Raw genomic sequence first — 13,398 nt, forward strand, 5'->3', positions numbered from 1 at the left:
CTTTTCCAAAGAGATATCTCCTACAATTCATCTTATGATTAATTTTTAACTACCCAATTTGCAAGTCTTGAAAAAGTAAGCTAGAATAGATTCATCAGACAAGTGAGGGATTATTATGGGAAACATTGGAAAAAAACTGCCGGAGCAGGTGGCAGATACAATTATTGAATACATACATGAGCACGACTTACAAGTCGGTGACCGTTTGCCAAATGAATATGACTTGGCAAAAGAACTGAATGTCGGGCGTAGCACAATACGAGAAGCTGTTCGTTCACTCGCTTCCCGCAACGTGCTGGAGGTCAGACAAGGTGCCGGCACCTTCATCAGTAAGAAACGAGGAATCGCTGACGATCCTCTTGGTTTTGGACTTGTAAAAGATACCCTCAAGCTTACTAAAGATTTGTTTGAGATTCGATATATCCTCGAACCACGTGTAGCAGCATTAGCAGCTACCAACGCAACCGATGAGGAGATTCAAGCCATCGATCAGGTCCGGCTCGCTATCGAAGAAGCCATGGATACAGACACTCAGCTTCAATTAAATCTGGATGTTGAGTTCCATTCTCTAATAGCCAAAGCCAGCAATAACGTGGCTATGCATCATTTAATTCCCGTTATCAACGAATCAATGTTTCTTTATAACGACCGCTATACAAACCAGCGGGTCAAAGAAGAAACCCTTTTGCTTCACCGAGAAATCGTCGAAGCCATCAAAAAGCATGATAGCAACGCGGCTTTCGATGCCATGACGGTGCATATGGCCTATAACAGAATGAACCTAAATCAATTTGAGCGAAGTGAAAATGAATAAACTGCTACAAAAAACGACCTGAGAAACGTATCTTTTCTCAGGTCGTTTTTTATAGTTTTTTCACACACCCTCTCTAATTTTATGCTAAACCACAAAAAAGTAACCGTTTTCTATTGACAAGTCATCAGATGTATTTTATATTAAAATCATCAGATGACTATGAAAGGAGTTCATACAATGAAATTCAGCTTTAGATGGTACGGTTCAACCGACCCAATTCCACTGTCATACATTCGACAAATCCCTAATATGACTGGAATCGTCAGCGCAGTATACTCTGTACCAGTAGGCGAGCTATGGCCTGAGAAAGATATTCAGTCACTAAAAATGGAGGTTGAAGCAAATGGGATGCTGTTTGAAGTCGTCGAAAGTGTTCCTATACACGAAGATATTAAGCTTGGAAAACCCAGCCGAGCAAAATATATCGAAAATTACAAGGAAAACATCAGACGACTGGGCAAAGCCGGAGTAACCACAATATGTTACAACTTCATGCCCGTTTTCGACTGGACTCGAACAGATTTAAACTTTATCAATCAGGATTCTTCCTCGTCTCTTGCATTAAACCTAAAGGAAATTGCCTCACTCGATCCCTTAACAGGAGATTTTTCACTTCCCGGTTGGGATGAATCTTACTCAAAGGATGAGCTAAGTGAATTGTTTGCAGCTTATCAGTCGGTTACTGCGGAGGATCTTTGGGACAATCTAGGCTATTTTCTTAATGAAATTATTCCAGTTGCAGAAGAGGTGGGAATCAATATGGCCATCCATCCAGATGACCCTCCCTACCCTATTTTCGGCTTACCTAGAATCATCACAAATGACGAGGCTTTCCAACGACTGTTTGCCCTCAATTCCAGTCCGGCTAACGGAGTAACCTTCTGCACAGGATCATTAGGTGCAAGAATCGACAATGATATCTATACGATGCTTGAAGATTACTTAAAGAAGGGACGCGTCCACTTCATGCATACTCGAAATATTCTGCTTCATGAGGACAACAGCTTTGAAGAAACCGCACACATGTCTGCTTACGGTTCGGTTGATATGGTCAGGGTGTTATCACTGTTGAAACGCTACAACTATGAGGGGTATTTAAGACCTGACCACGGCAGAATGATTTGGGGTGAGCAAGGAAGACCAGGATACGGATTATACGATCGAGCACTTGGCGCAAGTTATTTGAACGGCATTTGGGAAGCTTTACAATACTAAGGAGGATTTACTAATGGAAAATCGAAGTTTTATGGACAAGTTTGCTGACGTCTTGGGGAATGTTGCAACAAAGATTAACAGCCTCCGCTACATTAAGGTCATCAAAGAAGCATTTGCTGCATTGATACCAGTCATCATCACCGGCGCTTTTGGAACCTTGTTTTCCGCTATGGTTTTCGACACAGAAAATGGTCTGGCACAGCTTGGACCACTTGAATTTTTAGGTGCGCTAAAACCGATTGCAAACAGTATTTCTTATGTGACACTCAGCTTTTTGACTATTTACGCCGTCTTCCTAATAGGAATTGAGCTGGCAAAGCTAAATCAGGTAAAGGGTGTTTTTCCCGGTATTATTGCTGTTATGTCTTATCTATCAGTCAACCCAACTACCTATGAATTTCTCTTTGAAGAAAAAGCAGTGATTGCTGAAAATGTGCTGGCTAAACAGTTTACAGATACCAAAGGTTTATTCTTAGGAATGTTTATCGCCATTTTATCTATCGAGCTATACTGTTGGCTTGGTAAGCAGGACAAGCTAAAATTAAAAATGCCGGATACTGTGCCGACAAACGTTTCCGCAAGCTTTTCCGCTCTATTCCCAACCGTCTTGACTGTCTCAGCGATTGCGACACTTGGATTTGCTGTCAAAGCGCTGACAGGGATGTACATGTACGATATTATCTATAATCTCGTTCAAAAACCATTGGAAAATGTCGTCCAAGGATTACCAGGTATTCTATTGCTAATGTTCATCGCACAGGTCTTCTGGGTCATTGGTATTCACGGAAATCAGATGGTTAAGCCAGTCAGAGAACCCTTGTTACTGGCAGCAATCGCAGTTAATACAGAAGCATTTGAAGCTGGAAAAGAAATCCCAAACATTATTACTATGCCTTTCTGGGATATGTATATGAGTATGGGCGGCTCCGGTGTGACAATCGGTCTGTTAATTGCTATCTTCTTAGTAGGTAAGCGTGATGACATGAAGGAAATTGCTAAGCTTTCAGCAGCTCCCGGTATTTTCAATATTAATGAGCCGGTGATTTTCGGCATGCCGATCATGTTGAACCCAATTCTTGCCATTCCATTTATCCTGACACCATTAGTTACCGGAACAATTGGGTATGTTGCTACTTATTTCGGTTTCGCTGCTAAAGCAGTCGTAATGGTCCCTTGGCCAATGCCACCGCTGGTTAACGGCTATTTGGCTACTGCCGGAGATTTTGGAGCAGTCATTACACAGTTCGTTTGTATTATCGTTTCAGTGTTGATTTATCTGCCATTCGTAAAAGTATCGAATCGTCAACAATTGGAAACAGCTAAATAAAATTCTCTTTTGGAGGTAAAATTATGAACATCATGATTCCTGAAAATTTCGTTATCGGTGCCGCTTCTTCCGCGTGGCAGACTGAAGGTTGGAAAGGAAAGAAGGACAATCAGGACTCTTTCCTCGATCTTTGGTACAAGAATGAAACCTTTGTCTGGCATGACGGCTACGGGCCCGATACAGCGACAAATTTTATGGAAAATTATCAAACAGACATTGAGTTGATGAAGGAAATTAAACTAACCCACTATCGAACATCAATTAACTGGGCACGCTTTTTTACAGACCATGAAAAACTGATTGTTGATGAAGACTACGCCGCACACATTGATGCAGTTATTGACGGCCTGCTGGAAGCCGGCGTAGAACCTATGCTCTGCCTTGAGCATTACGAAGTCCCTGCTGTTCTATTGGAAAAATATGATGGCTGGAGCTCAAAAGAAGTTGTGGCGCTCTATATCAGTTATGCTGAAATCGTTTTTTCACGCTATGCTGATCGAGTTCATTACTGGTTTACCTTTAATGAACCCATTGTCTCTCAAACACGTTGCTACTTAGATGCTATACGCTGGCCTCACGAACAGGATACGAAGAAATGGATGACTTGGAACTATCACAAAGCGTTGGCTACTGCCAAAGCAGTCAAACTATTCCATGAAAAAGCATACAACGGACGAATCGGCTGTATTCTAAATCCTGAAATGGTTTATGCTCGTTCAAGTGCAGCCCACGATCAGAAAGCCGCACATATGTATGATCTGTTTTTCAATAAAGTCTTTTTTGATCCGATGATTCTTGGTGAATATCCTAAAGAATTACTTGATTTATGTCGTACACATGGTATCATGTTTCCATCAACAGAAGAGGAATTGGCAATCATTAAAAATAATACTGTCGATTTTCTCGGAATCAATCAGTATTATCCAAAACGAGTTCGCGCGCCACGTTATCAATGGAACGGGGAAACACCCTTCCATCCGGAAATGTTCTATGAAAACTTCGAGCTTCCCGGCAGAAAAATGAACAACTCGCGCGGCTGGGAGATATATCCTAAGGTGATGTATGATATGGCTGTCTACCTAAAGGAGAATTATGGTAATATCCCATGGCTGGTCACTGAAAATGGGATGGGACGCGAGCAAGAAGAACAATATATCGATGAAAGCGGTCAGGTACAGGATGACTATCGCATTGATTTCATTTCACAGCATTTGGCTTGGCTGCTTCGGGCAGTGGAAGAAGGCGCAAACTGTGAAGGATACATGCTTTGGGCATTTACCGACTGCGTTTCGCCAATGAATGCTTTCAAAAACCGTTACGGTCTGGTCAGAATCGAGCTAGATGAGAAACGAACCAGAAGCCTAAAGAAATCAGGGTACTGGTACAAGCAATTGATTACAGATAGACAATTGATACTTCCACAATAACCAATCGCTTCATAACGTTACTCTCCTTACTCAAACGGACTTCTAGCAACCACAAATGAAGTCAACCTGATTAAGGAGAGTATTTTAACTGATAGAAGACTACCATGGACAGGAGAGTACACCACATGAATATCGAATTGATCGGCTTAGGTAAAATGGGGATGGGAATTCTAAAAAATTTATCGAAAAAAAGGAAATATACGATTCACTGCATGGACATTAACGAAAAACTAAAAGCTCCTGCTGAGGAAACAGGCGCTGTGTTCTTCCCTACTCTTTCTGAGCTTTTGAACACAAGAAAAGCAGAAGCTCGCGTCGTCTGGCTAATGCTTCCCGCCGGAGAGCTAACCAATCAGACAATTAGCGACTGCCTCGCCTTTCTAAAAAAAGGAGATACGCTTATCGATGCCGGTAACTCAAAATACACAGATAGCAAAAAAAATGAGCAGCTATGCAGTGAACAAGGTGTTCACTTTTTTGATGTCGGTACCTCAGGTGGTGTAGATGGCGCAACAAACGGCGCCTGCATGATGATAGGCGGTTCCTCAGAGCATTATGCAGCTATCGAACCGTTATTCAAAGACCTTTGTGTAGCAGACGGTGTACTGTACTGTGGTCCGGCCGGCAGCGGTCATTATTTGAAGATGATTCATAATGGCATTGAATACGGTATGATGCAGTCAATCGCTGAAGGCTTCGATATTCTTGCTCACGCTCCTTATGACTACGATTTGGAAGCAGCAGCGAAAGTATTCAATCATGGATCAGTGATTCGCAGCTGGCTGATGGAGCTGACAGAAAATATTTTCCGCGCGCCCGAGCAGCTAGATACAATCGAAGGGGTCATCCCCTCCTCAGGCGAAGGTCAGTGGACCATTGAAGAAGCCTTGAGTCTGAAAATAGCAGCGCCCGTCATCACGCAGTCACTTCTTTTCCGTTATTCTTCTGAAAGTAAGGATCGAACTGCCGAGAAGGTCGTTGCTCTATTACGCAATCAGTTTGGCGGTCACGCAGCAGTGAAGGAGGCTGTCAAATGACTTCCGGGACAACAGTAACCATTGATGTTGGAACAACAGCAATCAAGCTGTTTCTCTATCAAGCGAAACAAGTGATTCATCAGCAGGAAATCCAGCTTACCACCTATTCAGAAACAAACGGAAAATCTTATCAGAAGCCCGACGAGCTGCTTAACAGCTTGCGTACCGGTTTGCAGGCACTACTTCAACAGACGGCAAGCCCCATTGACTATATTGCTGTAAGCACAGCGATGCACAGTTTACTTCCCGTTTTTGAACATGGGTACGGTGAAATCCTGATATGGTCTGATAAACAGGCAGCTGATAGTGTTGCAGCGTTCAAAAAAACAAGCTTCAGTCAACAGGTCTACGAAAAAACAGGTACACCTATTCATTATATGTCGCCATTTTCCAAGCTTTTGTGGATAAAAGAAGAAGTGCCTTTCTCTCTGCCTGTCAAAAAGTGGATTGGGCTAAAAGAACTGATTACTGACTTCTTTACCGGAGAATACTTGCTGGATTACTCTACTGCTTCTGCAACCGGATTATTCAATAGTATAATCATGGACTGGGACGATGAGATTCTCGATTTTTTAAAGATAAAAAGAGAACAACTTCCTCAGCTCGTCGATACGAATACTATTCTTGATATCAAAGACTATCGAAAAAACGATTTAGGACTACGTAATGAGACAAAGCTTTTGATCGGTGCCAGCGATGGTTGTCTTGCTGCATTCGCAGGCTATCTGAATACCGGACTTCAAACCAGCATCACATTAGGTACAAGCGGAGCTGTTCGGAAGCTCTCATCAACTCGTCAATTAGATTCAAAAGGAACCACCTTTTGTTATTATCTAAAAAAGGATCTTTGGGTGTGCGGAGGCCCCTCCAATAACGGCGGTACAGTTTTGGAATGGGTCAGTCGTCTATTCTTCGACACTCCCTCTGCCTTGTTTGAGCACTTGGATACTGTACTTGATACTGCGCCCATCGGTTCAAACGGCTTACAGTTTCTACCGTATATCAACGGAGAGAGAGCTCCGCTATGGGCGCCGCATATCACCGGTACTTTTCAAGGAATCACCACCACTCACGGTCGTTCCGATTTTATTCGGGCAGTAATCGAAGGCATGCTGCTGAATTTGAAGTTTATTATGGAGACAAACCAAATTTCTGATGAAGAGATATCAATCAACGGTGGTGTTTTTCGTCATACCAAGCTAGCTCAATTAGCTGCAGATATCCTAGGGAAGGACTGTCTTCTTTCTATACAGAATGAGCCAGGTTTCGGTCTGCTTGGTTTACTAGATAACAGCTTGGAGCAACACGCAACACCTTCATTCCAGCTTATTAAGAAGGATGAAGAACGAACGAAATTATATCAACCGATTTATAAAACTTTTGCCGAAAAGGTTGATACCTACAGAGATTTCTATCTATAAAGAAACAGAAGTATTTGCAGCTAGTTCAAATACTTCTGTTTTTTTGTTATTTCAATACGAGTATTTATTAAAAAAAGGCTAAGTTCAAACATCCTTCACAGATAATTCCTTTACAAATGATTGTTATTTCTATTACAATTCCCTTGTGCCATTCATTCAATCAAAAACGATAGAAAGGATTGATGTCTTATGAATAATAGCCACATGCTCTCTTTTGTCTTTGCTGACTACCCCAAATTATTCAGCATTGTTTCACATTGTTCTACACATAGCTTAAACCATTTATTCATGAATCGAGTGAAGCAACCATGATTTATACGTACATAGAAAAGGGACTGCTGCGCGCTGTTGAATTGGTCGATTTACTGTTAGGCGAAGAATACATCAGCCAAACAGGTATCTCTTCTACCTTAAACTGCACGCCAATTACGGCAGCAAATGATATCAACTATCTACGTAACACATTACATATAACCGTTCTGGAAAGTGAAGCCGGCGCGTATCGAATCGATCCATTTACAGAAGGAAATCGTGATGCGATTGGCAGAAAAATCTATTCTCATTCCCTATTTCTTAAAACCTTGTCTTATTTTTTGATTCCTTCAAAAAAAAGATACATTGAATTTATCGACGAACAATTTATCTCTGTTTCTAAGGGATATCTCCTTCGAGCAACCGTGGAGAAATTTTTAAAGGAGCTCGATTTAACCATTTCGGAAAATCAGATTATAGGAAACCAGATTAAGGTTCGTTTCTTAGCTTCAGTTTTAACTAGACAATTCGGACTGGAACTATTTACCTTCAATCAGGAAATAACCGAGAAAAGCCTAAGAGTTCTGCGTGCTGTAGAACAAGACTTGAACATTCAGTTTTCCAACAGCGAAAAGAAATTTTTTGACTCTCTGCTTCAAACAACAATTGCCGATAAACTGCCAAAAAGCTGCCTTCATTTTCCAGACGAAACATTGGATTCTATTAACAGCTATCTGCGACCTAAAAACTTTGAAGAGGCAATCAGAGTCAACTTTTCGGATGTATGGCAAGATAATTTTGAAGAAGAATATCTTTTTTCCATCCTCTCCTTGATGATAATTAATACACATGTTTTTGACCAAACTATGCCTTCCGAAACGCTGGCTGCCTACCGAGAAAATTTTCTCAACGACCCCAGCGTCAAGCGATTGACCGATGGTTTTGAACAGAGCTTTTCAATGAGCCTGACATCCAAAGACTGGTTCTTATCTGCTCTCTTCATATTTTTAAAAGACATTACACTAGAGCTTCATCCGTTGATTTCAACAGAATACTTACGTGTTGGCAGAGTCAATACTGACCTCTACAGAAAAATTGAACAAATTATTCAACAATGGAATATTTATGGATTGAACATCACTGAAAAACACATGAGCGTGCTTTGCTGTCGATTAAGCCCGTTTATTATTAAAAAGCAAGTTTCTACGATTGCTCTAATCTCAGAAAACAACATGGATAGCCATATTACACAAATGATGTTGAAAGATTTCCTGCCACATACCATCCAATTTTCTGTCTATTCTGATTTCGCAGAAGCCGAAAAAAATACCGTACAACCAAGTGAGACACTATTTATCGTGGATAAAAATACCGCATTACCAAAACAACATAATCCGTCGATTCGTTCACTATTTATCGATTTCCCACCTGGAACAACTGAACTTCAAAAAATTCTATCCTCTACCTTCCTTTAAACTATCTAAAAAGCTGTTGCGGTCTCCATACCCACAACAGCTTCTTTCACTTATAAGATTGATTATCCAATTTGAAAAAGTACTGAATCCTCCGCTTCAAACGCTTTACTGAAATTCAGTATCTTTTCAAAATGAGCATTTTTGTAATCCTCGTCAATCAGCTTAACAATTTCATAATCAGATAGTTCACTGAATAGCTGTCTACTGGAAATATAAAATTTTACTAGCCTCAACTTAGCATCTAACGTCATCAGTTGAGGAAGTACCTCGTAGAAGTTCTCTCCTTTAATCGTAAGAACCAGCTCGTTGGCCTGTTGACAAAGCTCTGAGGCATAGACAGTCAAGGGATTTCCGGCTTCCGAACAGTTGTCGATTTGCTTAAAATCCATAGAATTCCACAATCCGCACCATTTTTTCACTAAAGTTCCCTCCAATTTTTCTTAGATTGCAGCTGCTTTAAGTTTTTTCTCCATTAATAGCAGCCACTCATTATTATAAAGATTTCTAGAAAAATATTTTCTAAACCTTTAAAAAGAAAAATGGAAAACCTTGGTTAGCGATTGCCAATAGATATACTAGCTTTCACTGCAAAAAAACACCCCTCGGAAAATCCGAGGGGTAAATCACTCTATAAATGATTATTTGTTTTTAAGGTTGTAGAAAGATTTCAAACCTTTGTATTGAGCTACATCACCAAGTTGGTCTTCGATACGTAGTAATTGGTTGTATTTTGCAATACGGTCAGTACGTGAAAGAGAACCAGTTTTGATTTGACCAGCGTTTGTTGCAACAGCAATATCAGAGATTGTAGAATCTTCTGTTTCACCTGAACGGTGAGATACAACTGCAGTGTAGCCAGCTTCTTTAGCCATTTCGATTGCTTCAAATGTTTCAGTTAAAGTACCGATTTGGTTAACTTTGATTAGGATTGAGTTAGCGATACCTTTTTCGATACCTTCAGCCAATTTAGTTGTGTTTGTTACGAACAAGTCGTCACCAACTAATTGAACTTTGTCGCCCATAACTTCAGTCATTTTCTTGAAGCCATCCCAGTCGTTTTCATCCAAACCATCTTCGATAGAGATGATTGGGTATTTAGCAACTAAGTCAGTGTAGAATTGGATCATTTCTTCAGTAGTCTTTTCGCCTTCGCCTGAATCAGCTAAAACGTAAACACCTTTTTCTTTGTCGTAGAATTCTGAAGCAGCAGCATCCATAGCAAGAACGATGTCTTTACCAGGTACATAGCCAGCTTTTTCAATAGCTTCGATGATTACTTCGAAACCTTCTTCGTTAGAACCTAAGTTAGGAGCGAAACCACCTTCGTCACCTACTGAAGTTGCCAAACCTTTAGCTTTCAAAATAGCTGCTAAAGCGTGGAATACTTCTGCACCCATACGTAGAGCTTCTTTGAATGAAGGAGCGCCTACAGGCATGATCATGAATTCTTGGAAGTCGATACTGTTGTCAGCATGAGATCCGCCATTGATGATGTTCATCATTGGAGTTGGCAATACTTTTGTATTGAATCCGCCTAAGTAGTGGTATAAAGGTACTTCTAGGTAATCAGCAGCAGCACGAGCTACAGCGATAGAAACACCAAGAATAGCGTTTGCGCCTAATTTACCTTTGTTAGGAGTTCCATCTAATTCGATCATAGCTTTGTCGATAGCCATTTGGTCGCGAACATCGTAACCAATGATTGCTTCAGCGATGATGTTGTTTACGTTGTCAACTGCTTTAATAACCCCTTTACCTAGGTAACGAGATTTGTCGCCGTCGCGTAATTCAACCGCTTCGTATTCACCTGTTGAAGCTCCTGAAGGAACCATTCCACGGCCAAAAGCTCCGCTTTCAGTGTATACTTCTACTTCGATTGTTGGGTTACCGCGTGAGTCAAGGACTTCGCGAGCATATACATCAGTAATAATTGACATGTTTTGTCTCTCCTTTGAATTGTTTTTATACTAAGGGGATTCCCTTAATTACGATTGTAGTTAATTTTCTGCAAGTAAGCAATGAATTTCTTCTATTTTTCGAAATAAATTCAGTTTATTGCCTATTACAGAAGAATTAGGCTAGATTATTTAACTGCATCCAGCAATGCTAAGAATGAATCTGCTTCAAGACTTGCTCCGCCGACTAATGCACCGTCAACGTTTTCTTTAGCCATATATTCAGCAATGTTTTCTGGTTTTACTGAACCGCCGTATTGGATACGTACGCTTTCAGAAACTTCTTTACCGTATAATTTTTCAACTGTTTTACGAACAACACCACAGATTTCGTCAGCGATGTTTGCGTCAGCAGATTTACCAGTTCCGATAGCCCAGATTGGTTCGTATGCAATAACAAGATTGCTTACTTGTCCATCAGTCAAGCCTTCTAATCCAGCAGTGATTTGTCCTTCAATCCATTCAGCTGTTTTACCAGCTTCATATGTTTCTAAAGATTCACCACAACAGAAGATTGGAATCATACCGTTAGCAAAGATTGCTTTGGCTTTTTTGTTGATGTCCGCATCTGTTTCATGGAAATACTCACGACGTTCAGAGTGACCGATAATCACATAGTCCAAACCTAAGTCAGCAAGTGCTGCCGGAGAAGTTTCTCCAGTGAAGGCACCACTATTTTCCCAGTAGCAGTTTTGAGCTGAAATTTTTAATTCAGTTCCTTTAGCCGCTTCAACTAATTCTTGTAAGAACAGTGCTGGAGAACCAATCACTGAATCCACTTTATCATTAGCAGGAATTTTTGTTTTTACTGCTTCAGCAAAATCTTTCGCTTCTTTTGCAGTTTTATTCATTTTCCAGTTACCGGCGATAATTGGTTTACGCATTAGAACACGTCCTTTTCTTTTATGTTGTATCTAAATTATTACGCAAAGCTAATCCGAAGTGCTCCGCTTTTATTACTATCTAGCTGTATGAGCTAGCTTTCTTCGGCAATTAGATAAAGTCTTCTAAGAATTCGAGAAATTCTTGAATACTTTCCTAAATTGCTTGAAAGCTGTTCAAGCTCATCTCGCTTTTATTACTATCTAGCTGCTCACTTCAATCTCTTCGACAAATAGATAAATGTATAGTAAAGACAAAAAGCGTCTTTATATAAATTTCCTAATTTGCTCGGAGATTACCGAAGTGCTCCGCTTTTATTATTTATCGTTAATCGCTGCTAGTCCTGGTAATGTTTTACCTTCTAACAATTCTAAGCTTGCGCCGCCACCTGTTGAGATGTGTGTGAATTTGTCAGCAAAGCCTAATTGGATTGCTGCTGCTGCTGAATCCCCACCACCGATGATTGTTGTTGCGCCTTCAAGGTTAGCGATTGCTTCACAAACGCCGATTGTTCCTTTAGCGAAGTTGCTCATTTCGAATACGCCCATTGGTCCGTTCCATACAACAGTTTTAGCGCCTGCTAATTCTTTTGTGAACAGTTCAATAGATTTAGGACCAATATCTAAGCCCATGTATCCTTCCGGAACAGCTTCTCCGTCAGTGACAACAGTTTCAACATCATTGCTGAATTCATTTGCACATACAGAGTCGATTGGCAATACTAATTTATCGCCAGCTTTTTCGATCAATTCTTTTGCCAAAGCAACTTTGTCTTCTTCAACTAGAGAATTTCCGATTTCGATTCCTTTTGCTTTGTAGAATGTATAAGTCATTCCGCCACCGATCAAGATTTTGTCAGCTTTTGCAATCAGGTTTTCGATAACACCAATTTTATCAGAAACTTTTGCTCCACCAAGGATAGCCACAAATGGACGTTTTGGCGCTTCAACAGCTTCACCGATAAATTGGATTTCTTTGTCCATAAGGAAGCCGGCTACAGTTGGAATACCAGTAGAAGCAATCCCTACGTTAGAAGCGTGAGCACGGTGAGCCGTACCGAACGCATCATTTACAAAAACGTCACCTAATGAAGCCCAGTATTTACCAAGCTCAGCATCATTTCCGCTTTCTTTCTTTCCATCAATATCTTCAAAACGAGTGTTTTCAAATACTAAAACATCGCCGTCTTTCATGTTGTTAACCGCTGCTTCTAATTCAGCTCCACGAGTTTCAGGAACGAAAGTAACTGATTTACCTAGTAATTCGCTTAAGCGTTCAGCAACAGGTTTTAGTGATTTACCAGCTTTATCTTCTTCTGTTTTCACACGACCTAAGTGAGAGAAAAGGATTGCTTTCCCACCGTTTTCGATCACGTAGTTGATTGTTGGTAATGCCGCAACAATACGATTGTCATTAGTGATGACACCATCTTTTAATGGTACATTGAAATCCACACGAACTAATACTTTTTTGTCTTTTAAATCTACATCTTTAATTGTTTTTTTAGCCATTCGTAAATTTCCCTCCTAAATAGTTGATTGCGGCAGAAAACCCTCGTAGAGAATTTCTCTGTCGCTGTTTATTCTACCACTT

Annotated in this window: 11 protein-coding genes; 7 read left to right on the forward strand and 4 right to left on the reverse strand. The window is 40.5% G+C overall.

Annotated features, from left to right (window positions below; all coding sequences use genetic code 11):
• Positions 1–115: 115 nt before the first annotated feature.
• From IW510_RS14590 to IW510_RS14620, 7 genes are all read left to right on the forward strand, one after another.
• On the forward strand, positions 116–814 hold the full coding sequence (locus IW510_RS14590) for a FadR/GntR family transcriptional regulator (RefSeq protein WP_202060875.1): 699 nt from the start codon (positions 116–118) through the stop codon (positions 812–814).
• Positions 815–991: 177 nt separating this feature from the next.
• Positions 992–2,029, forward strand: a complete 1,038-nt coding sequence (uxuA, locus tag IW510_RS14595) for a mannonate dehydratase (protein WP_202060877.1) — start codon at positions 992–994, stop codon at positions 2,027–2,029.
• Positions 2,030–2,042: 13 nt separating this feature from the next.
• Complete coding sequence (locus IW510_RS14600; RefSeq protein WP_202060879.1) at positions 2,043–3,356, forward strand: PTS sugar transporter subunit IIC; 1,314 nt, start codon at positions 2,043–2,045, stop codon at positions 3,354–3,356.
• Positions 3,357–3,379: 23 nt separating this feature from the next.
• Entirely contained in the window at positions 3,380–4,783 is a 1,404-nt protein-coding gene (locus IW510_RS14605) for a glycoside hydrolase family 1 protein (RefSeq protein ID WP_202060881.1), read from the forward strand.
• A 125-nt stretch (positions 4,784–4,908) separates the two neighbouring features.
• The gene (gene gnd, locus IW510_RS14610) at positions 4,909–5,820 is read left to right on the forward strand and encodes a phosphogluconate dehydrogenase (NAD(+)-dependent, decarboxylating) (protein WP_202060883.1); all 912 of its coding nucleotides are present in this window, start codon (positions 4,909–4,911) and stop codon (positions 5,818–5,820) included.
• Entirely contained in the window at positions 5,817–7,241 is a 1,425-nt protein-coding gene (locus tag IW510_RS14615) for a gluconokinase (RefSeq protein ID WP_202060885.1), read from the forward strand. The genes gnd and IW510_RS14615 overlap by 4 nt, the downstream gene beginning before the upstream one ends.
• A 308-nt stretch (positions 7,242–7,549) precedes the next feature.
• Positions 7,550–8,968: a helix-turn-helix domain-containing protein gene (locus IW510_RS14620; protein WP_202060887.1), complete on the forward strand. Its 1,419-nt coding sequence runs from the start codon at positions 7,550–7,552 to the stop codon at positions 8,966–8,968.
• A 62-nt stretch (positions 8,969–9,030) separates the two neighbouring features.
• Here IW510_RS14620 and IW510_RS14625 read toward each other — a convergent pair whose 3' ends face one another.
• From IW510_RS14625 to IW510_RS14640, 4 genes are all read right to left on the reverse strand, one after another.
• On the reverse strand, positions 9,031–9,387 hold the full coding sequence (locus IW510_RS14625) for a DUF7006 family protein (protein ID WP_202060889.1): 357 nt from the start codon (positions 9,385–9,387) through the stop codon (positions 9,031–9,033).
• A gap of 219 nt (positions 9,388–9,606) precedes the next feature.
• A complete protein-coding gene (gene eno / locus IW510_RS14630) occupies positions 9,607–10,905 on the reverse strand; it encodes a phosphopyruvate hydratase (RefSeq protein ID WP_202060891.1) in 1,299 nt (432 codons plus the stop codon).
• Between the two features lie 146 nt (positions 10,906–11,051).
• Complete coding sequence (tpiA, locus tag IW510_RS14635) at positions 11,052–11,807, reverse strand: triose-phosphate isomerase (protein ID WP_202060893.1); 756 nt, start codon at positions 11,805–11,807, stop codon at positions 11,052–11,054.
• Between the two features lie 315 nt (positions 11,808–12,122).
• Entirely contained in the window at positions 12,123–13,316 is a 1,194-nt protein-coding gene (locus IW510_RS14640; RefSeq protein WP_202060895.1) for a phosphoglycerate kinase, read from the reverse strand.
• Between the last annotated feature and the right edge of the window lie 82 nt (positions 13,317–13,398).

It is taken from the genome of Enterococcus sp. BWR-S5 (assembly GCF_016745255.1).
GTDB lineage: Bacteria > Bacillota > Bacilli > Lactobacillales > Enterococcaceae > Enterococcus_L.